This is a genomic window from Mesorhizobium sp. C372A, from assembly GCF_030323245.1.
Taxonomy (GTDB): domain Bacteria; phylum Pseudomonadota; class Alphaproteobacteria; order Rhizobiales; family Rhizobiaceae; genus Mesorhizobium.
Genome location: NZ_CP100475.1, coordinates 3,887,674 through 3,913,980, shown reverse-complemented (window position 1 = coordinate 3,913,980; position 26,307 = coordinate 3,887,674). Strand labels below are relative to the sequence as shown.

General features: G+C 62.5%; 26 protein-coding genes and 1 pseudogene. 14 read left to right on the top strand and 13 right to left on the bottom strand.

Annotation, left to right across the window (positions count from 1 at the left end; all coding sequences use genetic code 11):
- The first annotated feature begins 35 nt into the window (after nucleotides 1-35).
- From NLY42_RS18585 to NLY42_RS18535, 11 genes and pseudogenes are all read left to right on the top strand, one after another.
- Nucleotides 36-611, top strand: coding sequence for a DUF4893 domain-containing protein (locus tag NLY42_RS18585; protein WP_023670399.1), 576 nt, complete (start codon nucleotides 36-38; stop codon nucleotides 609-611).
- A gap of 110 nt (nucleotides 612-721) precedes the next feature.
- A pseudogene (locus NLY42_RS18580) lies at nucleotides 722-1,503 on the top strand (formyl transferase).
- 56 nt (nucleotides 1,504-1,559) lie between these two features.
- Nucleotides 1,560-1,826, top strand: coding sequence for a type II toxin-antitoxin system TacA family antitoxin (locus tag NLY42_RS18575; protein ID WP_023735234.1), 267 nt, complete (start codon nucleotides 1,560-1,562; stop codon nucleotides 1,824-1,826).
- A complete protein-coding gene (locus NLY42_RS18570; protein WP_081731010.1) occupies nucleotides 1,814-2,329 on the top strand; it encodes a GNAT family N-acetyltransferase in 516 nt (171 codons plus the stop codon). The genes NLY42_RS18575 and NLY42_RS18570 overlap by 13 nt, the downstream gene beginning before the upstream one ends.
- A gap of 273 nt (nucleotides 2,330-2,602) precedes the next feature.
- Nucleotides 2,603-2,905 (top strand): virulence factor, encoded by a 303-nt coding sequence (locus tag NLY42_RS18565; RefSeq protein WP_023670397.1) that lies wholly within the window; start codon nucleotides 2,603-2,605, stop codon nucleotides 2,903-2,905.
- A complete protein-coding gene (locus NLY42_RS18560; protein ID WP_023753436.1) occupies nucleotides 2,898-3,521 on the top strand; it encodes a methylenetetrahydrofolate reductase C-terminal domain-containing protein in 624 nt (207 codons plus the stop codon). The genes NLY42_RS18565 and NLY42_RS18560 overlap by 8 nt, the downstream gene beginning before the upstream one ends.
- Nucleotides 3,518-4,609 carry a methylenetetrahydrofolate reductase gene (locus NLY42_RS18555; protein ID WP_023681780.1) on the top strand — a complete coding sequence of 364 codons (1,092 nt, stop codon included), beginning with the start codon at nucleotides 3,518-3,520 and terminating at the stop codon, nucleotides 4,607-4,609. Before NLY42_RS18560 ends, NLY42_RS18555 begins: the two co-directional genes overlap by 4 nt.
- Nucleotides 4,610-4,689: 80 nt before the next feature.
- A complete protein-coding gene (locus NLY42_RS18550; RefSeq protein WP_023681781.1) occupies nucleotides 4,690-5,664 on the top strand; it encodes a methyltetrahydrofolate cobalamin methyltransferase in 975 nt (324 codons plus the stop codon).
- A complete protein-coding gene (locus NLY42_RS18545; RefSeq protein ID WP_032895446.1) occupies nucleotides 5,615-7,744 on the top strand; it encodes an ASKHA domain-containing protein in 2,130 nt (709 codons plus the stop codon). The genes NLY42_RS18550 and NLY42_RS18545 overlap by 50 nt, the downstream gene beginning before the upstream one ends.
- Before the next feature lie 186 nt (nucleotides 7,745-7,930).
- The gene (locus NLY42_RS18540; RefSeq protein ID WP_196813564.1) at nucleotides 7,931-8,098 is read left to right on the top strand and encodes a hypothetical protein; all 168 of its coding nucleotides are present in this window, start codon (nucleotides 7,931-7,933) and stop codon (nucleotides 8,096-8,098) included.
- A 251-nt stretch (nucleotides 8,099-8,349) separates the two neighbouring features.
- Nucleotides 8,350-9,315, top strand: a complete 966-nt coding sequence (locus NLY42_RS18535; RefSeq protein ID WP_023688109.1) for an alpha/beta hydrolase — start codon at nucleotides 8,350-8,352, stop codon at nucleotides 9,313-9,315.
- 124 nt (nucleotides 9,316-9,439) lie between these two features.
- Here the strand turns inward: NLY42_RS18535 and NLY42_RS18530 are convergent, their stop codons facing one another.
- On the bottom strand, nucleotides 9,440-10,339 hold the full coding sequence (locus tag NLY42_RS18530; RefSeq protein WP_023670389.1) for a LysR substrate-binding domain-containing protein: 900 nt from the start codon (nucleotides 10,337-10,339) through the stop codon (nucleotides 9,440-9,442).
- Nucleotides 10,340-10,541: 202 nt separating this feature from the next.
- Between NLY42_RS18530 and NLY42_RS18525 the strand changes: the two genes are divergently transcribed.
- From NLY42_RS18525 to NLY42_RS18515, 3 genes are all read left to right on the top strand, one after another.
- Nucleotides 10,542-10,727 carry a hypothetical protein gene (locus NLY42_RS18525; protein ID WP_023681786.1) on the top strand — a complete coding sequence of 62 codons (186 nt, stop codon included), beginning with the start codon at nucleotides 10,542-10,544 and terminating at the stop codon, nucleotides 10,725-10,727.
- Between the two features lie 363 nt (nucleotides 10,728-11,090).
- Nucleotides 11,091-11,225 carry a hypothetical protein gene (locus NLY42_RS18520; protein ID WP_023681787.1) on the top strand — a complete coding sequence of 45 codons (135 nt, stop codon included), beginning with the start codon at nucleotides 11,091-11,093 and terminating at the stop codon, nucleotides 11,223-11,225.
- A gap of 349 nt (nucleotides 11,226-11,574) precedes the next feature.
- Nucleotides 11,575-12,513, top strand: a complete 939-nt coding sequence (locus NLY42_RS18515) for a GlxA family transcriptional regulator (protein ID WP_348524244.1) — start codon at nucleotides 11,575-11,577, stop codon at nucleotides 12,511-12,513.
- A gap of 13 nt (nucleotides 12,514-12,526) precedes the next feature.
- Here NLY42_RS18515 and NLY42_RS18510 read toward each other — a convergent pair whose 3' ends face one another.
- The 12 genes from NLY42_RS18510 to NLY42_RS18455 all read right to left on the bottom strand — a co-directional run bounded on the left by NLY42_RS18510 (nucleotide 12,527) and on the right by NLY42_RS18455 (nucleotide 26,307).
- The gene (locus NLY42_RS18510) at nucleotides 12,527-13,324 is read right to left on the bottom strand and encodes an ABC transporter ATP-binding protein (RefSeq protein ID WP_023753438.1); all 798 of its coding nucleotides are present in this window, start codon (nucleotides 13,322-13,324) and stop codon (nucleotides 12,527-12,529) included.
- Nucleotides 13,321-14,094 (bottom strand): ABC transporter permease, encoded by a 774-nt coding sequence (locus tag NLY42_RS18505; protein WP_023670383.1) that lies wholly within the window; start codon nucleotides 14,092-14,094, stop codon nucleotides 13,321-13,323. The genes NLY42_RS18510 and NLY42_RS18505 overlap by 4 nt, the downstream gene beginning before the upstream one ends.
- A 101-nt stretch (nucleotides 14,095-14,195) precedes the next feature.
- On the bottom strand, nucleotides 14,196-15,146 hold the full coding sequence (locus tag NLY42_RS18500; RefSeq protein ID WP_023688106.1) for an ABC transporter substrate-binding protein: 951 nt from the start codon (nucleotides 15,144-15,146) through the stop codon (nucleotides 14,196-14,198).
- A 99-nt stretch (nucleotides 15,147-15,245) separates the two neighbouring features.
- Nucleotides 15,246-16,091, bottom strand: a complete 846-nt coding sequence (locus NLY42_RS18495; protein ID WP_023691008.1) for a DUF1194 domain-containing protein — start codon at nucleotides 16,089-16,091, stop codon at nucleotides 15,246-15,248.
- A 94-nt stretch (nucleotides 16,092-16,185) separates the two neighbouring features.
- On the bottom strand, nucleotides 16,186-17,010 hold the full coding sequence (locus NLY42_RS18490) for a M50 family metallopeptidase (RefSeq protein WP_023710779.1): 825 nt from the start codon (nucleotides 17,008-17,010) through the stop codon (nucleotides 16,186-16,188).
- Between the two features lie 138 nt (nucleotides 17,011-17,148).
- Entirely contained in the window at nucleotides 17,149-19,710 is a 2,562-nt protein-coding gene (locus NLY42_RS18485) for a GcvT family protein (protein WP_023753439.1), read from the bottom strand.
- 153 nt (nucleotides 19,711-19,863) lie between these two features.
- Entirely contained in the window at nucleotides 19,864-20,619 is a 756-nt protein-coding gene (locus tag NLY42_RS18480) for an FkbM family methyltransferase (RefSeq protein WP_023753440.1), read from the bottom strand.
- Entirely contained in the window at nucleotides 20,616-21,851 is a 1,236-nt protein-coding gene (locus NLY42_RS18475) for a glycosyltransferase 87 family protein (protein WP_023753441.1), read from the bottom strand. Before NLY42_RS18475 ends, NLY42_RS18480 begins: the two co-directional genes overlap by 4 nt.
- 33 nt (nucleotides 21,852-21,884) lie before the next feature.
- Nucleotides 21,885-23,315: an aspartate aminotransferase family protein gene (locus NLY42_RS18470; protein ID WP_245263487.1), complete on the bottom strand. Its 1,431-nt coding sequence runs from the start codon at nucleotides 23,313-23,315 to the stop codon at nucleotides 21,885-21,887.
- 67 nt (nucleotides 23,316-23,382) lie between these two features.
- A complete protein-coding gene (locus NLY42_RS18465; RefSeq protein WP_023688098.1) occupies nucleotides 23,383-24,390 on the bottom strand; it encodes an NAD-dependent epimerase/dehydratase family protein in 1,008 nt (335 codons plus the stop codon).
- Entirely contained in the window at nucleotides 24,387-24,830 is a 444-nt protein-coding gene (locus NLY42_RS18460; RefSeq protein WP_023699265.1) for an EamA family transporter, read from the bottom strand. Before NLY42_RS18460 ends, NLY42_RS18465 begins: the two co-directional genes overlap by 4 nt.
- 124 nt (nucleotides 24,831-24,954) lie before the next feature.
- Nucleotides 24,955-26,307 (bottom strand): FAD-binding oxidoreductase, encoded by a 1,353-nt coding sequence (locus NLY42_RS18455; RefSeq protein ID WP_023753443.1) that lies wholly within the window; start codon nucleotides 26,305-26,307, stop codon nucleotides 24,955-24,957.

The window sequence follows — 26,307 nt, the reverse complement described above, 5'->3', positions numbered from 1 at the left end:
AGGCTGATTCAGCCATCCGAACACGGAACGTCCCGATGACCCCTCGCGTCCTGCTCGCCGCCCTTGGCCTCCTCTGCCTCGTCTTGCCCGCTCGCGCCGACGGCGAGGTGCAGAAGATCATCACGCCTGCCGACAAGGTTCGCCTCGACAAATATGGCGAGACCCGCAAGGCGGCGCTGGCCGAGGCAAAAGCGGGAGACCCGGCTGAGGTCAGCCAACTCGACGCGCTGCTGGCAAAGCCGATAGTGGCCTTTTCCGACAAGGACCTGAGCGGCAACTGGCAATGCCGAACCATCAAGGTGGGCCTGACCGGCCCGCTGGTCATCTATGGCTGGTTCAAGTGCAAGGTCACGGACGATGGCTCCGGTTGGCAGCTGGAAAAGGTCAGCGGCTCGCAACGCACCAAGGGCCGTTTCTTCGACGATAGCGAAAAACGCGCGATCTATCTCGGCTCCGGCTATGTCAATGACAACAAGCCAAAACCCTATGGCAGCGGCCCGGAAAGCGACCAGGTCGGCTATGCCTTCCGCACCAGCGCCAATGAATGGCGCATCGAATTCCCGGCGCCCTACTACGAATCGAAACTCGACATCATCGAGTTCAAGCGCTGATCCGTTGGTCTCTCGCTGGCCGGGCGGTCATCAAGATTTAACCTCGCCCGGCACAGAATTGAGCCGGGCAGCGCACGGCAAATGGCTGCGCGCCGGCAAGAAAGCGCGCCATGGCATCAGCGGTTGAAAAAAGTGCTGCGATCGTCATCGTCACCGAAGGCGGGCCGCACATCTGGGCCATCGTCAACGCCATCGCCGACCAGTTCGGTCCTGTCAGCGTCATCCTCGAAAGCCCTGAATCCAAAAAACAATTGCTGCTCGGCCGGGCGCGCCGCCAGGGCTTGTTTTCGGCCATCGGCCAGCTTGGCACGATGGTGCTGACCAGGCTCGGCAAACGCCTCTTCGCCGGGCACGCGGAGCGGCTGATCGCAGCGCAAAACTGCAGACAGAGCCGAGGCCGGGACAAAAGATCATCCACGTCTCCTCCGCCGACGGGCCCGATTGCCTGCAGGCGGTCGCCGACATCCGCCCGGGCGTGGTGCTGCTCGCCGGCTGCCGGATTTTGTCCCGGCAGACGCTGGCGCAAATGCCCTGCCCGGTGCTCAACTACCACGCCGGCATCGCGCCCAAATACCGCGGCATGAATGGCGGCTACTCGGCGCTGGCCTCCGGCGATCTCCAGAATTTCGGCACCACCGTGCATCTGGTCGACGCCGGCGTCGACACCGGCGGCGTGTTGAAACAGGCGCGCGGCAAGCCGGAGCCCGGCGACACTATTTCGAGCTATGCGTTGCGCCAGGCGGCGTTCTCGCGCGACATCTGCGTCGAGGCGGTCCGCGGTGCCTTGGACGGCAAGCTTGTCACGATCGACCCCGGCCTGCCGTCGAAACAATGGTACCACCCGACGATCTGGTTCCATCTCTGGACCGGTGTGCGCCGGGGTGTGTGGTAAGGCACTGTCAATCTGACGGCTTGTACGCTATTGTCATACAGAAAGCGAGTTTGCCGATGTCAAATATGGCCCCCCTCAGTGTCCGCGTCACCTCTGATGAACGTGACATTCTTGAAGCCGCCGCCAGTCAGGCAAACACCAATCTCAGCGACTTTATCAGGCGCAAGGCGGTCGAAGCCGCCGAAATGGAGGTACTGGACGGACGTATCGTGACGATTCCGGCCGCCGATTGGGAAAAGTTCGAGGCGTGGGCGAAGTCTCCCGCGAAAACCCGTCCTGGGCTGCGGAGGCTCGCTGCCTCACGACCTGTATGGCAGGACTAACGCCTCCCCGGCCTCTTGCGGCGGATGACGACAGAGAGGCCTTCGATTGCGGTCGCGAGTCGCTCAACAACTGGCTTCGCCGCCATGCCTGGCGCAATCAACAGGATGGGACCTCGCGCACCAGCATCATTTGTGATCTCGCGACCGGGGCTATCGCCGCCTATGTCACCTTAAGCACGGGTCAAATCGAGCGCGCCCATCTGCCAAAATCGGCGCAACGCAACCGCCCCGATCCCATTCCAGTTATCTTGCTCGGCCAGCTTGCCGTGGACCGGCGGTATCAAGGTCATGGCTGTGGACGTTCGCTTCTCCTTTTCGCCTTGAGAACAGCGGTGCGGTTCTCAAGGGAAATAGGCTGCTTCGGTGTCCTGACGCATCCGCTCGATGATGATGTAAGAGGCTTCTATCTCGCCTTCGACTTTGAAGATCTCCCATTCGACCCAAAACGCAGCATGATTGTTCGGATCGCGGATTTGAAACAAAACGGCTTCGAGGACGAATGACGACGCTGTTGGAAAAGCGGCGATGTTCACCCTGCCAGGCGGTTTGTACGCACCCTCTTACCCTCGCCTCAGGCCATCTCAGCCCGTAACAAAGTCAAAGATTCTTGCCTTTCTTTTTGCGACGTCCAATAGCGTCGCTTTTGAATGCGCGCGCGTCGTCCCATAACAAGCAGCCCCACTGCGCATCCGGCAATGCTCGCACCTGCTGGACAAAGTGGTGGAGCGTCGTTTCCCTCATGGACGCACGGCGCTCTACAGGGAGTGAGAGAATTCATGGCCGATCTGATTGTCGTCTATTGGCGCGACATCCCCGCCCAGGTCATCGTCAAGAAGGGCCGGCAGAACGCCAAGCGCGAACTGCCGCTGCGCTTCACCGAGGCGATCGACATGTGCGCCATGCGCACCGGCGCCGGCGGCACCGACGATTACCTCGCCGAATGGCGCAAGGCCGATCCGATCCCCGTCGGCGACGACCTCGAAGCCGAGGTCGAGAAGGCATTCAGCGACATCGACGCGAAATACGACCGCGAGCGGCTGGTCGCTCTGGTCAAGGCGGGCGGGAAAGAAAATGTCTGAAACCACTCCTGCCAAAGAGGGGCCAAGGGTTACCCAGCCGGTTACCCAGGCCACTCAGGTCAAGAAAGCAGCGCCGAAATCCGACTACAAGCCGGCCGTCGTATCGCCGCAGCGGCGCGTGCAGCGCTCGTTTGCGATCAGGCTGTGGTCGATCCGCCATTCGCGATTGCTCGAATGGTTCTACTCCAGGTTCGCAGACATGTTCCTGCTGCTCCATCCGCTGTGGAAAGGCCTTGGCTACGGCCGCGTCGAAGCGCCGATCAAGTTCGTTGAAAAACGCGTCAAGGGCTTCATGTTCGACTGCCGCATGTGCGGCCAGTGCATCCTGTCCTCGACCGGCATGTCGTGCCCGATGAACTGCCCCAAGCAGCTGCGCAACGGCCCTTGCGGCGGTGTGCGCGCCAACGGCAATTGCGAGGTCGAGCCCGATATGCCTTGCGTCTGGGTCAAGGCCTGGGAAGGCTCGCGGAACATGGAGCATGGCGACAGGATCCTGACCGTGCAGAAGCCGGTCGACCAGTCGCTGCGCGAAACCTCGGCCTGGCTGCGGGTGACGGCCCAGTCGGCAGCGGCCCGTGAAGCAGCGGCCAAAGCCAACACTGGAGCGGGCGCGTGATCGGCCGTCAGCGCGATGAAAACCCGGCCGGCATCCATCTGCCGCTAGATCCCCTGCCCGGCCACTCCTCGCGTGGCCGACTGGAGCGCGTGCTGCGACGCGGCGAATTCGCCGTTACCACCGAGCTCAACCCGCCCGACAGCGCCGATCCCGAAGACGTCTACAACAGGGCGAAAATCTTCGACGGCTGGGTCGACGCCATCAATGCCGTCGATGCCTCCGGCGCCAACTGCCACATGTCGTCGGTCGGCATTTGCGCGCTGCTCACCCGCATGGGCTACGCGCCGATCATGCAGATCGCCTGCCGCGACAGGAACCGCATCGCCATCCAGGGCGACGTGCTGGGCGGTGCCGCCATGGGGGTCGCCAACATGCTGTGCCTCACCGGCGACGGCGTCCAGGCCGGCGACCAGCCCGGCGCCAAGCCTGTCTTCGACCTCGATTCCATGTCGTTGCTGGAAACCTGCCGCATTATGCGCGACAACGGCAAGTTCCTGTCCGGCCGCAAGTTGACGACGCCGCCGCAAATTTTCCTTGGCGCCGCCGTCAACCCCTTCGCGCCACCCTTCGATTTCCGCCCGATCCATCTCGGCAAAAAGATCGCCGCCGGCGCGCAATTCGTGCAGACGCAATACTGCTTCGACGTGCCGATGTTCAGAACCTTCATGCAGAGGGCGCGGGACTTGGGGCATACGGAAAAAGTTTTCATCCTGTGCGGCGTCGGCCCGCTGGCTTCGGCCAAGACGGCCAAATGGATCCGCTCCAACGTGCCGGGCATTCATATTCCCGACGCCATCATCAAGCGGCTGGAAGGTGCGCAGGACCAGAAGAAGGAAGGCAAGCAGCTCTGCACCGACATCATCAACGAGGTGAAGGAAATTCCTGGTGTCTCCGGCATCCATGTGATGGCCTACCGCCAGGAGGAATATGTCGCCGAGATCGTCGATGAATCGGGTGTGCTGAAAGGCCGCCAGCCATGGAAACGCGAGATCCGCCACGACGATCAGATGGTCGCCGACCGGCTCGAGAGCATACTGCACGACGACATTACCGAAACGCAGGTGGATATGGTGAAGACCGCGCACTGACAGCGCGGACGGCCAGCCATTCGCTTGAATGAAACCAGACAACGATATAAAGAAATCTTTATATCAGGCGGAGAGTCTTCATGACCCGGACCATCGTCGCCTCGGCGACACGAGAGATCATCATCGGCTTCGACCAGCCTTTCTGCGTCATCGGCGAGCGCATCAACCCGACCGGCCGCAAGAAGCTGGCCGCCGAGATGATCGCCGGCAATTTCGAGACCGTCGTCAAGGATGCGCTGGAACAGGCCGCCTGCGGCGCCACCATGCTCGACGTCAATGCCGGCGTCACCTCCGTTAATCCGAACGAAACCGAACCCGGCCTGCTCGTGCAGACGCTGGAGATCGTCCAGGGCCTTGTCGACTTGCCGTTGTCGATCGACTCGTCGGTGACCGCCGCCATCGAGGCAGCGCTCAAGGTCGCCAAGGGCCGGCCGCTGGTCAACTCCGTGACCGGCGAAGAGGAAAAGCTCGAAGCCATCCTGCCGCTGGTCAAGAAGTACAACGTTCCGGTCGTCGCCATCTCCAACGACGAGACCGGCATTTCGATGGATCCGGATGTGCGCTTCGCCGTCGCCAAGAAGATCGTGCAGCGCTGCGCCGATTTCGGCATTCCTGCGCATGACGTCGTCGTTGACCCGCTGGTGATGCCGATCGGCGCGCTCGGCGATGCCGGCCGCCAGGTCTTCGCGTTGCTGCGCCGTCTGCGCGAAGAGCTCAAGGTCAACACCACTTGCGGCCTGTCCAACATTTCGTTCGGCCTGCCGCACCGCCACGGCATCAACGCCGCCTTCATCCCGATGGTGATCGGCGCCGGCATGACTAGCGCTATCATGAACCCGGTTCGCCCGCAGGAAATGGAAGCCGTGCGCGGCGCCAATGTGCTCAACGGCACCGACGAGAACTGCACCAACTGGATCCGCACCTACAAGGATTACAAACCGGCCGAAGGCGGCCAGGCGGTCGCAGCGCCCACCGCCGTTAACGCTCCGGGCGAAGGCGGCGGCAATGGCGGTCGCCGGCGCGGCGGCCGTGAAGCCCGCATGGCCAGGGGATAAGCGCGCAATCGTGAACTCGCCTGCAAACATTACTGATCCGCTCGTGCTGTTCATGCCGTCAGGCAAGCGCGGGCGCTTTCCCGTCGGCACACCGGTGCTCGATGCCGCGCGTCAGCTCGGCGTCTATGTCGAGAGCGTCTGCGGTGGCCGCGCCACCTGCGGTCGCTGCCAGATCGAAGTGCAGGAAGGCAATTTCGCCAAGCACAAGATCGTCTCGTCCAACGACCACATCTCGCCCAAGGGCGCCAAGGAAGAGCGATATGAGCGCGTCCGCGGCCTGCCCGAGCGGCGGCGCCTGTCCTGCTCGGCGCAGATCCTCGGCGACCTCGTCATCGACGTGCCGCAGGACACGGTCATCAACGCCCAGACCATCCGCAAGGATGCCGACACGCGCGTCATCGCCCGCGATGCGGCAATCCGCATGTGCTATGTCGAGATCGAAGAGCCCGACATGCACAAGCCGCTGGGCGATCTCGACCGCCTCAAGATCGCCTTGATGAAGGATTGGGGCTTTAAAAACCTCGAATTCGACTTCTACCTGATGCCGCAGGTGCAAGGCATACTGCGCAAGGGTAACTGGACCGCGACCGCGGCCATCCACAAGGATGCCGAAAGCGACATCGCCCGCGTCATAGCACTCTGGCCCGGCCTCAAGAACGAGGCCTATGGACTGGCCTGCGACATCGGCTCGACCACCATCGCCATGCATCTGGTGTCGTTGCTGTCGGGCCGCGTCGCCGCTTCGTCGGGCACCTCCAACCCGCAGATCCGCTTCGGCGAGGATCTGATGAGCCGCGTCTCCTATGTGATGATGAACCCGGACGGCCGCGAAGGCATGACGGTCGCCGTACGCGAGGCGATCTCGGGCCTGGTCGACAAGGTCTGCGCGGAAGGCAATGTCCAGCGCAACGACATCCTGGATTCCGTCTTTGTCGGCAATCCGATCATGCACCATCTGTTCCTCGGCATCGATCCGACCGAACTCGGCGGCGCGCCCTTCGCACTCGCCGTCTCGGGCACGGTGCGCATCAAGGCCTCCGATATCGGCCTGAAGCTCAACCAGGGCGCCCGCCTCTATATGCTGCCTTGCATTGCCGGCCATGTCGGCGCCGACGCCGCAGCCGTGACGCTGTCGGAAGGCCCGCATCGCCAGGACGAGATGATGCTGATCGTCGACGTCGGCACCAATGCCGAGATCGTGCTTGGCAACCGCAAGCGGGTGGTCGCAGCCTCCTCGCCCACCGGTCCCGCCTTCGAGGGCGCGGAAATCTCCGGCGGCCAGCGCGCTGCCCCCGGCGCAATCGAGCGCGTGCGCATCGACCCCGATACGCTGGAGCCGAAATACCGCGTCATCGGCTCTGAACTCTGGTCCGACGACCCCGGCTTCCTGGATAGCGTGCAGGCGACCGGCGTCACCGGCATTTGCGGCTCCGGCATCATCGAGATCGTGGCCGAAATGTACCTCGCCGGCATCATCTCCGAGGATGGCGTCATCGACGGGTCGCTGGCCGAGCGGTCGCCGCGCGTCACGGTCAACGGCCGCACCTTCTCTTATGTCTTGAAGGAAGGCGAACCCAAGATCACCATCACGCAGACCGACGTGCGCGCCATCCAGCTTGCCAAGGCGGCGCTCTATGCCGGCACCAAGCTTCTGATGGAAAAGCAGAACACCGAACACGTCGACCGCATCCATTTCGCCGGCGCCTTCGGCTCGTTCATCGATCCGAAATACGCCATGGTGCTCGGCCTGATCCCGGACTGCGACCTCGACAAGGTCTCGGCCGTCGGCAACGCCGCCGGCGCCGGTGCGCGGATGGCGCTGCTCAACCGCGGCTATCGCCGCGAGATCGAGGACACGGTCAGCCACATCGAGAAGATCGAGACCGCACTGGAGCCGAAATTCCAGGAGCATTTCGTCTACGCCATGGCGCTTCCCAACAAGGTCGATCCGTTCCCGAAACTGTCGGCGGCGGTGAAATTGCCGCCACGCAAGACCGTCAGCGAGGATGGCGTCGCCGGCGACGCCGCCCCGCGCCGGCGTTCGCGCGAAGGCCATGCCGCCAGGCGCAGCCGGGAATAAGCCGCCTTACGAAGGCCGCCAATTCGCCCAATTTCATTTGTATGCAAATGTTTCCAGATCGCACCGATCTGGAAACCGAAACGCTGTTTTGGCGCAATCCGTCCGATACAGACGTGAAGCATTTAACGGACATCGAATGGCGGACCGGACTATTCCGCCGCCACAACGCTCCAAAGGAGAATAGAGATGTTCGAGACCCTGGGCCGTTTTCGTGCGGCCATGAAGAATGCACAGGCCGTGCGCGCCATGAACAACCTGCCACCCGAAATCCAGAAGGACATCGGCTGGCCCGTGTCGCCGCGCATCGACGCCCAGACCAACCTGTCGCGTCTGATCCTGGGCTCGGGCCGCTGATGACCTTCGCCGACAAGTGCAAATTGCTGACCAAGCGCCGGGGCCGCCGCATGGTCCCGGCTGCGACCGACGTCAAGCTGCGCGCCGCGCTGCTGCCCCGGCGCTGAGCCGCGCTGCGCAAAACAGCGGACCTGGCTGATCAAACAACCGTGTTGGCTTGGGCCAGAATCTTGACATTTCGGCTGGAGGTACGATCTTCGAGACAGTGGGGGAATTCTCTTAGTCGGCTGCGGCCGAGCTTGTGTACGCGAATGCCCAGTTTCAAAAGCCACCTCGTTTCCTTCATCCTCCGGCACAGCCGCAAGAAGGCATTTGCCAGCCCGGAAAACCTGCAGCGCTGGATCGCCTATGCCCGCAAGACCGAGGATCATCATCCCCCGGCATTGCTGCGGGAGCAGCTCGATATCACCGAGCGCAGCGTCGATGGCTTCCCTGTCTATGAAATCGCGCCGAAGGCCGGCGAACGCAGGCGCATCCTCTACATGCATGGCGGCGCCTATGTCTTCCAGATCACATCCTATCATTGGGGGTTGATCGCCGAGGTGGCCGAGCGCTTGGGTTTCGGCATCACCGTGCCGATCTATCCCATCGCGCCGGAGCATGATTTCCACGCCATGTTCGGCATGGTCGGCGACGTCTACCGGCAGATGCTGGATGAGACCGACGCTGAAGACATCGTCTTCATGGGCGATTCCGCGGGCGGCAACATGGCCGTCGTGCTGACCATGATGGCGGCTGAGGAAGGCCTGCCCTTGCCGTCGCGCCACGTGCTGATTTCACCCGGCCTCGACATGTCGCTGTCCAACCCCGAAGTGTTCGAGGCGGAACGCAACGATCCGTGGCTCGGCATTTCCGGCGGGCTGGAAGCGATCCGCATGTACAGTGCCGGCATCGATCGCAGGGACTGGCATATCAGTCCGCTCTATGGCGACCTCTCGGTGCTGCCGCAGACCCTGCTTCTGACCGGCTCGCACGACCTGCTCAGCCCCGACAATCTGATCTTCGCCAAAAAGGCACGCGCTGCCGGCGTCGATATCGACGTCGTCTATGAGGAAGGCATGTTCCACGTCTGGCCGCTGATCGAGATGCCGGAGGCGCGTCGCGCCAGGGACAGCATCGTCGCCTTCCTTGAAGGTGAGCCCACCAAGCGGCGCGCAACTGCGCGGCGCACGGCGCGACCCGCTCTCGCGGCGCGCCCCGCCCAAGCAGCGGAATAGCAGAGCAATTCCAGGAAAAGTGTAAAACGGTTTTCCCGGGAAAGCGTGTAGCGCTTTCCCTTGGGAATTGAGTCAAAACAAGGAGTTAGAGCGGCTCGCCGTTTCCGTGAAACGGTGAACCGCTCTAGAACTTGCCGGTTTCGCGGAAAAGCTCGAACGTCGCACGGATATGGTCGGCGACGGCCTTGACCGGCGCGCTGGCGTCCGGCGACACCACCATCGCCAGATTGTAGGTGCCGATATCGGGCATGCCGTCCTTCGGGCAAAGCTCGACCATGTCGTTGCCCAGGAACGACTTCGGCAACGGTGCAACCGCGAGATCCGACATGATGGCGGCGCGCTGGCCTGCCGTGTGGGCGCTCATATAGGCGATGCGGTAATTGCGGCCTTCACGGCTCAGCGCATCGAGCGCGCCGGCCCGCCAGGCGCAGCCCTCTTCCCACAGCGACACCGGCAAAGGCTCGCGCAGATGCGCGCTGCCGCCCTTGGCGCCGGCCCAGACGATCGGCTCGGTGAGCAGCACCTCGGCGCCGAGTGCGCTGGTCTTGTAGGAATTGGTCAGCAGCGTGATGTCGAGCGCCCGGTCGTCCATGCGGCGGCGCAGATTGCTGCTCTGGTCGATGGTGACGTCGACGGCAATCGACGGATGCGACTGCGCGAAACGCTTCAGCACATGCGGCAACACGCGCTCGCCATAGTCGTCCGGCGAGCCGAGCCGCACCACGCCGACGATCTCGGGGATGATGAACTTCGACACCACCTCGCGGTTGATCGACAACAGCCGGCGGGCATAACCGAGCAGCATCTCGCCATCCGTGGTCAGCGTCACCGAGCGCGCATCCCGCGCGAAAACAGACCGCCCGAGAATGTCCTCGAGCTTCTTGATCTGCATGGAGACCGCCGACGGCGTGCGGAACACCGCATTGGCCGCCGTGGTGAAACTGCCGGTCTCTGCAATGGCCACGAAGGTGCGCAAAACGTCGAGATCGAGCAGCGGCAGCGGATGATTGAGTGGGGCGTTCATCGGGATCGACCTTCAATTTTTCTGATGTGAAGCATCATTCCATTTCGTTTGATTGAACATCAGATTGGGAGGATAGTCAACTCCATCGAAGGCAGGACGTGCCATGGCTCCAACGCTCCTGACACGGAATTGCACTCGATGCGGAATATCCAGGCGACGGAACGCGTTCATGCGGGACGTGCCACAACCAAAGGAGAATGAAATGTCTATCCTGTCATCCATCGGTCGGCTTGCGACCGAATTGAGCGCGGCCCGCGCCCGCTTCCAGACCGAACGTGCGATCCGCTCGCTGCCGATCGAACTGCAGAAGGATATCGGCTGGCCTGAAGCTGCCGACACCAAGACCGGTGCACGCCACGGCGTCGGATCCTGGGCTGGAGCAAAGTAAACCATTGTGTACCTTGTGCTGAAGGCCTGCCGCGCAGACCAGCCCGGCAGGCCTTCTCTATTGGCCCTGCAGGCTTTCTCCAACTTATTTGCACTCAAATGATTTTCAGAGCCGTGTCGCCGCTGCATGGCGCATATGCGTCACTTGCATGGCGCCTCAATGTCGCCGGTAACACACTGTAAGTAATCGTAAATTTTGGGCACCATGCCCAATAATGTCGCAAACGATGTCGCATTTCCATTCAAGCGCTTCGCATTTGCGATTTAGTTTCTGCTCACGCAGGCCTATATCACCGTCAGCAAACGAGCTGCCCCACTCCATCAAGCGAAGGCGACCCGTCTGAGCAACCGATAGGAGATGATGATGAAGCTTTTTGCCCGCCTCTTTGCCCGCCGCGAAATGAACCTGACGACCGCTCTCGAGCGCCAGCGCCTTGCCAATACCATGCCCGGCCAGACCGGTGCCATGAATGCGGTGCGCCTCGGTTTCGTTGCCTGAGATAACGGCTAGCGCTCAGCGCTTCCCTGCCGCTGCCGATAGTCGATAACAGCGCCGCTTCGGCTTGACCGAAGCGGCGTTTCTCATTTTTGGCACCTATGCCGCCGCCACCATGCCCAATCCGTCGGCAGCCCGTGCCTGTCATCCCGGACGATTGCTCATTTGCGACCCATGTCGCAAATATAGTTTCCGCTTAGCCCCCTAGCCGATTGACAGGAATGGTTTTTCCTGATGTCGCTGTGCTGTTCGCGACATCCTGTTCGCGCCATGGCCGCGTGAGGTTCCCTTGAACGCCGTAAAGCATCCGATCAAGCGATCGTTTGTATTCTTCCTTGTCCCGGACTTCACCATGATCGCCTTTGCGACGGCGCTCGACCCGCTGCGCTCGGCCAACCGCATGCTCGGCTATGAGGCCTATCGCTGGCGCCTCGCCAGCATCGACGGCAAGCCGGTGCGCGCCTCCAACGGCGTCGAATGCGCCGTCAACACCTCGCTCGAGGAAGAGCGCAAGAAAATGGCCGGGCCGGATCGGCCGAACATGGCCATCGTCTGCAGCGGCATGAATGTCGAGCGCTACCAGAATAGGTCGGCCTTCGCCTGGCTGCGCGAGGAATACAACAGAGGCGTCGCGGTCGGCGGCCTGTGCACCGGCGCGCATATCCTTGCCGCCGCCGGCCTGCTCTCCAACAAGCGCTGCGCCATCCATTGGGAAAACCTGCCGGGCTTTTCCGAGGCCTTTCCCAAGGCCAACGTCTTTGCCGACCTCTTCGAGATCGACCAGAACATCTACACCTGCGCCGGCGGCACCGCCGCCCTCGACATGATGCTCAAGCTGATCGGCGACGATTTCGACGACAATCTGGTCAACCGCGTGTGCGAGCAGGTGCTGACCGACCGCGTGCGCAGCCCCACCGACCGCCAGCGCCTGCCGCTGCGCGCCCGCCTCGGCGTGCAGAATTCCAAGGTGCTGACCATCATCGAACTGATGGAAGGCAATCTTTCCGAACCGCTGTCGCTGATCGAGATCGCCGACCATGTCGACCTGTCGCGCCGCCAGATCGAGCGCCTGTTCCGCACCGAGATGGGCAGATCCCCTGCCCGCTACTACTTGGAAATCCGCCTCGACCGCGCCCGGCACCTGCTGATCCAGTCCTCGATGCCGGTGGTCGAGGTAGCGGTCGCCTGCGGCTTCGTCTCGGCGTCGCATTTCTCCAAATGCTACCGCGAACTCTATGCCCGCTCGCCGCAGCAGGAGCGCGTCGACCGCAAGCAATTGCTGGCGGCCTGATCCGAAAACGCACTCAGGCTTCGGCGGGCTGCGCCTGTACTGTGCGCATCGCCTCGACGCGGATATCCTCGGTCAGCCGCGCCTTGAGCGCCGAGAACTCCCGGCTGGTCTTCAGCGTATAGTGACGCGGATGCGGCAGGTCGATGGCGACATCCGACTTGATGCGGCCTGGCCGCGCGCTCATCACGATCACCCGCGAAGCCATGAAGATCGCCTCCTCGATGTCGTGGGTGACGAACAGCACTGTCTTCTTGCGCCGCTCCCAGATGCCGAGCAGCAGTTCCTGCATCAGCCCGCGCGTCTGGTTGTCGAGCGCACCGAACGGCTCGTCCAGCAACAGGATTTCGGGGTCGTTGGCGAGCGCCCGGGCGATCGCCGTGCGCTGCTGCATGCCGCCGGACAGCTGCTTTGGCCAATGGTTCTCGAAGCCCTTGAGCCCGACGAGGTCGACATAGGAAGCGACGATCCCGTCTCGCTCCTTTTCGGCCATGCCGCGTTCGCGCAGGCCGAAGGCGATATTCTGCGCCACCGTCAGCCACGGAAACAGCGTGTAGGACTGGAACACCATGCCGCGATCCGGTCCCGGCTGCGTCACCGCGTTGCCGTCAAGCAGCACACGGCCTTCGCTCGGCGCTTCCAGGCCGGCAACGATCCTGAGCAGCGTCGACTTCCCGCAGCCGGACGGCCCCAGAATGGTGATGAAGTCGTTGGCCGCGACCGCAAGGTCGACCGGCATCAGCGCCTTGACCGGCTGCCCGCCGCGCACGCCGGCGAAGGTTCGCGAGACGCCTTCGATAAGCAACTTGCTCATGCCAGGCTCCAGGGAAAGAGCCAGCGATTGAACGCCTTGAAGGCGAAGTCGGACAACAGTCCGATCAGCCCGATGACGATGATGCCGAAGATGATCTGCCCTGTCGCCAGCCGCGACTGGCTGTTGATGATCATGTAGCCGATGCCTGAGGACGAACCGATCAGCTCGGCGACGATGACATAGGTCCAAGCCCAGCCGAGCACCAGCCGAAGCGTCTCGGCAATCTCGGGCGCATTGGCCGGCATGATGACCCGTTTGACGATGCCATTGTTGGTCGAGCCCAGCGTATAGGCCGCTTCGACCAGGTCACGCCGGGTCGAGCCAACCTTGACCGCGACGATCAGGATGATCTGGAACACGGAGCCGACGAAGATGACCAGCAGCTTTTCCAGTTCGCCAATGCCGGCCCACAGGATGAGCAGCGGAATGAAGGCCGAAGCCGGCAGGTAGCGGGCGAAGGAGACGAACGGTTCCAGAAACGCCTCTATTGGTTTCCAGGCGCCCATGGCGATGCCGATCGGCACGGCGACGATCGAGGCCAGCAGGAACCCGCCGAAGACGCGCCAGATGGTGATCAATATGTCGAGCCAGAAGCGGTCCTCGACCAGCAGCCGCCAGCCATCCCGCAGCATTGACAGCGGATCGGCGAGGAAGATGCGGTTGACGTGGCCGCCAAGCGTGATCCACGCCCAGAAGGCGACGAACAGCACGAAGAAGGAAATGCCAAGCACGGTTCGAATGCCCGGCGACACCGGGTGCAAGGGGCGCATCGTCAGATCGTCCGCATCGTCAGATCGTCCCCATGCTCAATCGCGTTGCCCGAAAGCGGCGGCGCGCTGGCACCGCCGCATGATGGTCAAAGGCCGGACTATCAGTTCGCCACCGCGCTGGTGTCGGCCAGCGTGGCAACATCTGGCGCTTCCTTGATCAACCCCATCTGCAGCAGAAGCTCGCCGGCGGTCTTGGAAAAGTCCTGGAATTCCTTGGTGAAGAACTGCTTGTTCTCCGCCTTGTCGGCCCATTTCAGGTATTTCGCCGAATCCTCGAATTCTTTCGCAGACTGCTTCACGTCGGCGCCCATGATCTCGTAGGATCTCTGCGGATCGCTCTTGATCAGGTCGAGCGCTTCGAAATAACTGTCGGCCAGCGCCTTGGCGGCGTCGGGATTGGCGGTGAGGAATTCAGGCGTGCAGCCGACCGTGTCGAGCACCATCGGGTAGTCGAGCGTGGTCGCCAATATGTGGCCCTGATCGGACTTGTCGCGCACCGCCGAGATGAACGGCTCATAGGTGACCGCCGCATCGTTCTGGCCGGCCAGGAAGGCTTGCGCCGCCGCATCCGGTTCCAGGTTGACGACGGTCACATCCTTGGTCGACAGGCCGTTCTTGTTCAGCACCCAGGCCAGCATGAAATAGGGCGACGTGCCCGGCGCCGAGGACGCGACATTCTTGCCCTTGAGGTCGGCGACGGTCTTGATGTCGTTGCGCACGACAATGCCGTCGGCGCCATAGGATTTGTCGAGCTGGAAGATCTGCTTGGTGGTCACCCCTGAGGCGTTCCACACCAGCCAGGTCTCGACCGTGGTGGCGGCGCATTGCAGGTCACCGCTGGCGATGGCGAGCGGCCGGCTGGCCTGCGGCACTTTCTTCAGGGTCACGTCGAGGCCATGCTTCTCGAAGATGCCGGCCTGCTTGGCGAGCGTCAGCGGCGCAAAGCCGGTCCATCCGCTGATGCCGATGGTGACCGATGTGGCAGCCTCGGCCGGCACGGATATTGCAGCCGCAAGCGCCAATACCGCGGCAGCGACGATGGTCTTGTTCATGTCGGTTCCCCTTGTTTTTTCGGATGCCGAATTGTGTCACAGACGCCCATGGGCTTGTCAATGAAACCGGCCCTTCACGGCAGCGTGATGATTCGAACGCTAACGCGCATCGAACATCCAGCTGCGGTCGCGCCACATCTTTTCGCCGACCTGGCAGTCGGTCGGCCGGTCCTGCGCCAGCACCACCGGCGGATGCCCGGCCTCCTCGCGCGCCCGTTGCGGCGAAGCGGCGCCGGCCAGCTCCAGCACCAGCTTGCGGCGGATGGCTTCGGGAAACTGCGTCCAGTCATTGACCGGGATCATGAAGGATCCGGGACCGCCGATGACGCAGTCGCTGTAGTAGCGGTCGAGATTGTTGACGTCATAGGCGCCGCCGAACCCGCCGCGCGTCATCAGCGGCAGGCCGTTGATGATGATGCCTTGCTTGACCACCGCGTCGCGGGTGATGTCGACGGGCGCGCCCTGGTTGTTGGGCCCGTCGCCGGAAATATCGATGACGCGCTTTGTCCCCTGAAAACCGCTTTCGGCGAACAGATCGCTGCCGAATTCCAGCGCGCCGGAAATCGAGGTGCGCCGGGCGCTGGCCGGCGGATGGGCGGAAAGCTGCGCGGCCACCCGCTCGGCATCGGCCCGGCTGGCGATCACCGTCCACGGCACGACGACCTGCTGCGTGGTCGCTCCCGCCCATTCGACATAGGTGACGGCGACCTTGCCGTAGGCGCCATCGGCGATGGCCTGCAGAACATTGTCGTGCGTCAGCGCAGCAGCATAGCCGTGACGCTGGATTTCAAGTTCGCCCGGCGACATCGACAGCGACACGTCGACGGCCAGCACCAGCTCGACGTCGACCGGCTCGGCGGCTTGAACCGGCGGCACCAGCCAGAGCCCCAGCGCCAGCGCGGCGCTGCCTGAAAGGAAATGTCGTGCGCAAGAAAAAGCAGACATACCCGAAGGTAAGCGAAAACCGGCTGCTGACAAAGCAAAAAGCCGGGACTGAGGGCTTCTACATCTAACCCCGAAACGGCGGCGCGGTTCGGCCTCATTTGTTGATGGGTCGCCCACCTTTGCCGCGCCATTCCACGTCGTCGGCTCCGGCCTTCGCCGCTTCCGGGTTTGGACGGGACTTCTTTCTGCCGGTGCCACGAAGCGCCCTCCAGTTCGGCTTGAATGATGGCGGCAGCCACAACAGGATGCCTGCTATCGCGGCGGGCAGGATCACGGCGAAACGCAATACCGACAGCACGACACCGCAGAACCCGACGATACGCGCCGCCCGCCCCTCGCCGAAGCGCCGCGCAAGCAGATGCCGCGCGATCACCCCACCATCCAGAGGGTATGCCGGTAGAATGTTGAGGACGGCGAGTACCCCATTCAACATGGCGCCGATCCATAGCGTCCACGCAAGATAAGTCATCGGCATCGGAGGCGGCGCACTGAACAAGCTGTCCGATTCGACAGGCGCCAAAGGTTTGGCGATCAGATAATAGGAAGCAGCAAAAAACGCCGCCAACAGGATGTTGGTCAGGGGTCCGGCAAACGCAATCCACGCCCAACCATAGGACGACGTGGCGCCGCGCTTGAAGTAGGCAACCCCGCCAAACAGATAAAGCTCAATCCTGTTGGTGCCGATCCCTTGCCGGTGGGCAACCCATGTGTGCGCCAGTTCGTGCAGGAACACCGATACGAAAAACAGTGCGGCAAAGATCGATGTGTGGATCAGCGCGGTTTTGGGACGCGTCGACCACTCGTGCAGAAAGGGCAGGACAACCGGGATGGCAAAGGTCCAGCTGACGAGAACGGGGATGTTCCCATTCACGCTGAACACCAGCGCATCGCTCTTCCTGTCCCAGCCAAATCGCCGCAAGTGCTTCACTCCGCCCGAAGCGACGGTAGGCGAGAATTGCCAGCTTACAAAGAGAAAAGCCCGGCAAGGAGCCGGGCATTCATCTGTTCGTTTTGCGTCACACCAATATGAGCGGTGCTGCCGAGAAATCGACGGCGCTCAACTCCTCGGCTTCAAATTCTCTGGATCGTAGAGCGGCTTGTAGCCGACGGCAGCCACCTCGACCGGGTAGGTCTCGCCGAAATATTCGATGGCAAACTTGCGGCCCTCCTGGGCATAGGCCCAGGGCAGATAGGCGAGGCCGATGTTCTTGCCGATGGTCGGGCCATAGGCCATCGACGTGGTGAAGGAGCGGCGGCCGAGTTCGTCGACAAGGGTTTCGCCGGTCTTCGGATCCATCACCGGCATGGTGCCGACGGGATAGCGGGCAACACCCTTCGAATCGACGTTTTCCGTCATCACCAGCGTGCACAGGATCGCCGGCTGGTGTTCGCGGGCGCGGTATTCGACATGTTTGGCCTTGCCGCAGAAGTCGTTCTCCTTGACCTTCGGTCGGGCAAGGTCGGCCTCGAGCAGATTATACTCGGTCAGAAGGTCGGCGTTCTGCAGGCGCAGGCTCTTTTCCATGCGCCGGGTGTTGGCATAGGTCTCGACGCCGAACGGCATCACGCCGGTCGAGCGCAGCGCGTCCCAAACGGCCAAGCCGTCCTCGTAGCGCATATGCAGTTCCCAGCCCTGCTCGCCGACATAAGAGATGCGGAATGCCGTGACATCCTTGCCGCCGATCCTGACCGGCTTGATCGCCGCGAACGGGAAGTTCTCGAGCGAGAGACCATCCGGATTTTCGACCACTTTCCGCAGTGTCGTGCGGGCGTTCGGTCCCCAGATGCCAATGGTGACATATTTTTCCGTCACGTCGGTGATGGTGACGTCAAAGCCTTTATCCTGCGCGGTGCGCTGCATGTAGCGGAAATCGCGCGGACCGGCGTCGGCGCCGTCGATCAGCCGGCAGCGGTCGGCCATGCGGATGACGGTGAAGTCGGCGCGCACCATGCCTTCCTCGTCGAGGAAGTGGGTGTAGATACCCTTGCCGATGTTGTTGTCGCCGCCGATCTTGGCCGCGCACAGCCACTCCAGCAGCGCGACATGATCCGGCCCTTCGATGTCGTACATCGAGAAATGCGAGAGGTTGACGATGCCGCAATCCTCGCTCATCGCCAGGTGCTCGGCATTGGACACCCGCCAGAAATGGCGATTGTCCCACTCGTTCTCACGTATGGGAACCCGGTTGCCATACTTCTCCAGCAGATGCTCGTTGGCGGCATAGCCATGCGCGCGCTCCCAACCGCCCAGCTCCATGAAGTAACCGCCAAGCTCCTTCTCGCGCTCCCAGAATGGCGAGCGGCGGATGTTGCGGCCTTTGGAGAACGGCTCGCGCGGATGCACCGCCGGATTGTAGACCTTCATCGCCGTCTCGGTGCAGCGATCCCAGATGAACTGCTCTTTCGTCTGGTGCGGATAGAAGCGCGCATAGTCGATGGCGTGATGGTCGATTTCCGTGCGGCCGTCCGTCATCCAGTCGGCGATCAGCTTGCCCATGCCGGGGCCGTCCTTGACCCAGATGGCGACGGCGTACCAGAGGCCCCTCACCTTCTGGCTCTCGCCCATGGACGGGCCGCCATCGGCGGTCACCTGCAACAGGCCGTTGAAGGAATGGCTTTCATTGTAGCCGAGTTCGCCCAGGATCGGCGTCAGCTCCATGGCGCGCTCAAGCGGCGCCAGGATCTGCTCCATGTCGAGATCGCGCTGCGACGGCGACAGCCGCGCCTGATCCTTTTCCAGCAAATCGCGCGGATGGCAAAGACGCGGATTGGTCTCTTCGTAGTAACCCCATTCGATCTGGCCGCCTTCGGCGGTCTTGGGATCGCCGGTGTCGCGCATATAGGCCGAATTGCCTTGGTCGCGCAGCAGCGGCCAGCCGATCTCCTTGCCGGTGCCGGCGAATTGATTGTAAGGCCCGAAGAAGGTCAGCGGATGGTCGATCGGCATGACCGGCAGGTCCTCGCCGACCATCTCGGCGATCAGCCGGCCCCAGATGCCGGCGCAGACGATGACATAATCGGCCATGATCGTGCCGCGGTCGGTGACGACGCCCTTGATGCGGCCTTCCTCGACGATGAGAGATTTGGCGGGCGTGTTGGCGAAGGATTTGAGTTTCCCCGTAGCTTCCGCCTGGTCGACCAGCTTGCCGGCGACAGTCTGCGAGCGCGGGATGACCAGGCCGGCGTCCGGATCCCACAGGCCGCCCTGCACCATGGACTCTTCGATCAGCGGGAATTTTTCCTTGATCTCGGCCGGTTCGATCAGCCGGGCGCGGGTGCCGAAGGATTTGGCCGAGGCGATCTTGCGCTTGATCTCGTCCATGCGGCTGTCGTCGCCGACGCGCGCCACTTCGAGGCCGCCAATGCGGGCGTAGTGGCCCATCTTCTCGTAGAAATCGATGGAGTAGAGCGTCGTCCAGCAGGACAGGAAATCATGGCTGGTGGTGTAGCAGAAGTCCGAGGCGTGCGCGGTCGAGCCGATGTCGGTCGGAATGCCCGATTTGTCGATGCCGACAATGTCGGTCCAGCCGCGTTCGATCAGATGATGGGCGATCGATGCGCCGACAATGCCACCCAGGCCGACGATGACGACCTTCGCCTGTTTCGGAAACTCTGCCATTGCCGCGACTCCAAGGGATAAAGCAGGCGTGTCCGCGCCCGTTCGAATGGCGCACAATATGCAGAGGACGTGGATGCAGCTACCGCCTGTTTGCGACACGTCGCGGATGCGACGCGACCCGGCGCGCCGGCGTGCCGCCAGTGGCGATCTATCTCAGGCGAAGGCCCAGATGTCCTCGGCCTGGAAGCCGACCTGGTAGCCTGATGTCTTGAGCTTGACCACTACCTCGCCGATTTCGGCCGCCGGCAGCGCGCCGACCTCGACCTTGATCATGCCCGGACGATAGCGCTTGAGATCGAGCTGTTCGAAGACGATCCAGTCGGCGCCCTCGCAATCGACCAGGAAGGCGTCGATATGCGTGATGCCGTTGCGGTCGAGCAGCGTCTGCAGCGTTTCCGACGGCACCTCGATATCCCTGAGGTGCGGCGCGAACTTGTTGAAATTGGCGTCGGCCTCGCCCCAGGCATTCTTGCCCGACATCAGATTGGTATCGGTGATCGATGAGCAGCCGATGAACTCGACCGGCAGCGTGCCGGCCTCGAGTGCCGCGGCATCGAAAGTGTGGACGGTGATCGTGCCCTTGGTTTTGGTCACCGCGACCGGCTCGATGATGAAACGGTTCGTGTCGGGGTAGTTGGCGCGCAGCCGCTTCTGATTGTACGGGATCGGCTCGACCAGCACGGCCTTTGCGCGCGGGATGCGATGCAGCCACGGCGTGACGTCGTCGAACAGCGCGCCGTCGCAAGCGCCGACATTGACCATCTGGAACGGTTGCCCACCGCCAAACCGCGCCTTCAGCGCCGCCTTGGCCAGGAATTTCGTGCCACGCAACGCCGGCCCGCGATCGAGCAGGCCGGCGGGCAGGCCGAGCGAAAGGGCGATGCGCGCCAGGCCGGAAATGGAACTCATGGATTATCTCCAGGTATGGCCTGCAAGGCGATGGGCCGCCTTCCATTCAGGCTTGCCGACGCCCACAGCGCCATGATCGGGCCGACGAGCAAAAGGTAGGGCGGCAGAAGGTTCGGGAAGTAGATGCGGGTGTCGTGGATCGGAAAGACGGTGAATTTCGCCAGCACGCCAAGCACCAGTGCTGCAAGCAGGATGCCGGCGCGACGATCGAGCCGGAAGCCGGCGCGGCCGAGCGCAAACCACGCGGCCAGCGCCAGAACCGAGACCCCGACCCAGCTGTTGATGCTGATAGCGCGAATGAAGGATGCGGCAAACGCCTTGAGATAGGCGCCAACCGAGAACGGCGGCTCGAAGCCATCCATATTGTAGTGCTGCTCGATGCTGGAGAACCACAGATGCGGCCACCAGCCGGGATGCTGGGCCCAGTGCGAAATCGCGAAATAGGCGACGAAGGACGCGGCAAAGCCGGCCAGCGCGCCCCACGCCCGCTGCCGGAAGACCAGCAGCAGCACGGCGAAAATGGCCAGGAACACGATGTTGTCCGGCCGCGCCATGAAGGCCAGGAAAAGCAGGACAGCGGTCGCTGCCTCGCGGCCGCGCACATAGGCAAGCAGCCCGCCGAGGAACAGCGCCGAGCACAACAGATCCGGGGTCGAGGCGCGTGCGGCATCGCCGAAATCGGCCATGATCAGCACCGCGCCGACCACAGGCGCCAGCGCAAGCGCGCCTTCGGTTCGCAGCCAAAGCAGCGTGATCATCCCGAACAGCAGCACCGAGACCACCTGCAGCACCCGCATCGCCTCGACCGGCGACATCACCGAACTCATAGTCGACAGCATCTCGGCATAGAGAAACTTGATCCGGTACATGCCAAGCAGCGAATGAAAGTCGGCGGCATCTTGCGCCATATGGCTGCGGAAACCGCCGCCATCGTCTGTCAGCGCCTTGTAATCGGCGGCCGAAACGCCGGCCTGGACCGTCCTGTAGGCATAGTCATGCAGCGCCTGCGCATCTGGGTAAGCGCCCTCCTCGGCGATTGCGAGATAAGGCAGCATGTCCCAATTGGCATCGGGCATCGTCCAGGCGGTAAACGCCGTCAGCAGGATATAGAGCGAAAACGCGATCGCGCCGATTGGCGCGGCCCATCGCGCATAAGTCCCCTCGCCCCACGCCAGAGCGGCCGCGGTCAGCCGGTCGAGTGTGTTTTGCGGGGCGGGAGACTTGCTCAGCATTGTCGGACTCGGGACTTCGCTCAACGGACTTCTTTAACGGACTTGGCTTTTGACGAAATCCTTCACGATCCCCACGATGCCGCGCGACAGCAGGCTATCGAAGGCATCGACGAAACGGTCGACATGCTCGCGCTGGCAGATCAGCGGCGGCTCGAGACGGATGACGTTGCGGTTGTATTCGGTGAAGGCGACGAGCACGTCATAGTCGCGCAGCAACAGCGCGCCGACGAAGCCCGACAGCGAGCCCTTCAGCTTGTCGTCGAGGACGCTGACGATCGGACGCAGCACCATCGGCAAGGTCTGCGAGAAGTCGTGGAACTCGAGCCCGACCATAAAGCCTTTGCCGCGCACATCCTTGATGATCTTCGGGTACTTCTCCTTCAGCGCCTGCAGGCGCTGAAGCAGATAGTCGCCGGTAGTGGCGGCGTTGTCGATCAGCCCCTCATCATAGAGCACATTGATGCCCTCGATCGCGGTGACGCAGGCCTCGCCCATGCCGCCAAAGGTGGCCATGGCATGGATCATCGCCGTCTTCGGCGTGCCATAGGCCTTCATATAGACCTCGCGCCGGGCGATCATCGCGCCGACCGCCGCCTTGCCGGCGCCGAGCGATTTCGCGAGCGCCGTCACATCGGGCACGACGCCATAATGCTCGAAGGCATAGAAGCGTCCCGAACGGCCATAGCCGCACTGCACTTCGTCCGCCACCCACAGCACGCCATACTGGTCGCAGAGCACGCGCAATTTCTGCCAGTATTGCGCCTCTGCCTGGATGATGCCGCCGCCGCCCTGGATTGTCTCAAGCACTATGACGCCGACCTCCGGGTCGGAGCGGAACAGCCGCTCGACCGCTTCGATATCGGCGAACGGAATGCGAACGGTGTTCTCAGCCATCTTGAAGTCCGCGCGGTAGAGCTGGCCATCGGTAATGCCGAGCACGCCCTTGGTCTTGCCGTGGAAGGAATTCTCGGCATAGACGATTTTTGGCCTCTTCGGCCCGGCGGCGCGCTCGGCGAGCTTCACCGCCGCTTCCATCGCTTCCGAACCCGACGAGCCCAGAAACACCATGTCGAGATCGCCGGGCGAGCATTTGGCGATGTTGTGCGCAAGGGCCGATGCATATTGCGACATGAAGGCGATGGCGATTTCCTGGCGCTTCTCCTCCTGGAATTTGCGCCGGGCCTCCAGGATGCGCGGATGGTTGTGGCCGAAGGCCAGCGAACCGAAGCCGCCGAAGAAGTCGAGAATCTTGCGGCCGTTCTGGTCGATGTAGAACATGCCTTCGGCACGCTCGATCTTGATCTTGTGGAAGCCGAGCAACTTCATGAAATGCAGCTGGCCCGGATTGAGATGCGCCTTGAACAGGTCGGTCATGCGCGCGACATCCATCGCCTTCGCCTGCTCGACGCTGATCAGGTCGGGCTTGGCGATGGCGGTAGGCGACAACGCCGGCGCGCCGACCATGGTGCGCGCGTTCGTCTGCTCAGGCTTGGCCATGACGGTCATTTCGGAGTTCTCCTGGTCGTCCCACTTATTCGGCGGGGACATGATTGGCGGTGACGGCAAGCCCGTCTTTCTTGGCGCGGTATTCGCTGTAGGCGGCGATCAGCATGTCCTCGTCGCGATATTGCGGCACCCAGCCGAGCTGGCGCTCGGCCTTGGATACGTCGAGCACGCACTCCTCATCGGCGATCAGATATTGTTCGGGATCCATGATCGGCATGTTCATGAGATCGAGCAGGTCGAGGGTGCGCTTGACCGCCCAGCCCGGCGTCGGGATCAGCAGCGACTTCGAGCCGGCATGCTTGATCAGGTCGCCCAGCAATTTCTTCACCGGCGGCGGATTGAGGGAGCCCAGATTATAGGCCTGGTTGGGCACGCCTGCCTTCCAGGCCGCGCGGGCAGCTTCCGCGCAATCGAACACCGAGATGAACTGATAGGGGTTCTTGCCCGAGCCGATCATCGGCACAGGAAAATTCCAGTCGATCAGTTTGAACAGCTTTTCCAGGATCCCGAGCCGGCCGGGACCGATGATCAGACGCGGGCGAAACAGCGAGATCGACATGCCGCGCTTGCGCCATTGAGCGGCGAGCTCCTCGGTCTTCTGCTTCGACCAGCCATATTCGCCGAGCGGCGCGACCGGGTGCTCCTCAGTCATCGGCTGGGTGACCGTGTGGCCGTAGATCATGTCGGTGGTGTAGTGGACGAGCTTGGACGCGCCGGCCTTGTCCATCGCCTGCATGATGTGTTCGGTGCCGTGGAAATTCACCGGAAAGAAGAAGTCGTGACGCTTGGCCCGCACCTGGATCGGCGACAGCATTTTGGCCGACAGGTTGTAGACCATGTCGTCGGCCTTCAATCCGATGTTGGCCACCGAGGCCGTATCCGTGACATCGCAGGTGACGAAGCGAACGTTGCGATAGTGCGTCAGGTCGCTCTTGACGATGTCGGCAACGACAACCTCTTCGCCATCGGCCACAAGCTTCGGGGCAAGATGACGGCCGACGAAGCCGTCGCCGCCGAAAATAACATGTCTCATCGAACGATCTCGCTGGTCTTGTCGGGGATGATGGAAGCGGTTTGGTCGTCATGCCCGCGCCCGCCCAAGTCTCGACCGCTTTGCGCGATCAGCACGGTGCCGACGCAGATGAAGGCGATGCCGGCAATGCGCCAGGCATTGAGGTCCTCGCGGAAGATGAAATAGGCGAAGATCGCAACCGCGACATAGGCAAGGCTGAGGAACGGATAGGCAAAGCTGAGCTCGACCTTGGACAGCACATAGAGATGCGAAGCCATCGAGATGACGAAGGTGCACAGGCCGAGAAACACCCATGGGCTGAAAACGACCTGCAACAGCTTCAAAAGCGGATTGGTGCCTTCGAACGAAATGGGACCGAGCGACATCATGCCTTGCTTCAGCATCAGCTGCGCGGCGGCATTGGTCATGACCGTGAACAGAATGAAGACGATGTATTTCATATTTTGCACCCGCCACTCGCAACGGTCCTATTACGAACCTGCAAACATTTCGTGAAGTCACGACAATGCTTTGAGTAACCCACGGAACTTACGATCTATTCACCATGACTTATTCGGATTGTACCTATTCAGCTGCCTCGACACGCCCTGGCCGGACGTTGAGCTTTTTCGCCGTCCGCAGCCAGAAACTGGACACGAACGCCGGGTCGCGCAGCGCTTCAAGCCGCTGCCAATTCGGGAAGGAGGCCGCAAAAGTATCAGCGCCCATGCGCGCATCCTTGTACGGGTTGACCGCGCCGCCGGCCGCGACCGTGATGCGGTCGAGTTCGCTGAGCAGGGCCAGCGTCCTGTCGCCGCGATTGGGGAAATCCAGCGTCAACGTGAAGCCTGGCCGCGGAAAGGACAGCAGCCCCGGCGAGCGGATCGAGCCGAAGCGCTTCAACACGGTGAGGAAAGAGCCCTGCCCGGCCCATCGCGCCGCCTCGAGCAGCGCCGGCACGGTCTGACGCGCGACATTTTCCGGCACCACGCTCTGGTGCTGGTAGAGACCTTTCGGGCCATACAGCCGATTCCAGTCGCCGACACCATCAAGCGGAAAGAAAAAGCCCTGGTAGCCGGTTTGGCTCGGCCCCGGCGAGCGCCCCTTCTTCCACCGATAGGCGGCGTTGAAGGCGGTGAGGAACGGCCGGTTGAGCACATTGAACGGCGGCTGGAACGGCACTGAAAAACGGGAGCCGGCGCGAGACGCCGCATGCGAGCCATACTCGGCATGATTGCCTGTCAACAACAGGCCGCGCCCGCGGCCATGGCCGCCGGCAAGCTGGTCGATCCAGGCGACGGCATATTCATTGGCCTGGTCGGCGGCCTCGGCCAGTTCGAAGAATTCGCCGAGATCGGCAAACCGCGTTACCTTCTCGGCGATATCGAGCGAATGCACCCGCATCAGCCGGATCGAGGCCGACAGGATCAGGCCGGTCAGCCCCATGCCGCCGATCGTCGCCGCAAACAGCCTTGCATTGTCGGTTGCCGAGCAGGTGTAGGTCCGCCCATCCGAGCGCAGCAGCGTGAACGACTCGACATGGCAGCCAAAGGTGCCGCGCCGGTGATGGTTCTTGCCATGGACGTCATTGGCGATCGCGCCGCCAAGGGTGACGAACTGGGTGCCTGGGACCACAGTCGGAAAGAAACCGTAAGGTGCAGTGTGCGCAATGATATCGGAGAGGAACACGCCGGCCTCCGCCTCGAGCAGGCCGGTCTCGGCATTGAAGGCGCCGATGCGGTTCAGCGGCCGCATGTCCACGACCGCACCTGGCTCGTTCTGGCAGGAATCGCCGTAGGAGCGGCCATTGCCATAGGCGAGCAAGGCGTTCTTTGTCGCCTTGCCGCTCCGCATCAGCGCGATGGCATCGTCGGCCGCGATGGCTCGCTTTGCGGCCGGCGTGGCGAGGCCAAAACTCCGGTACCGTTCGCCGGCCAT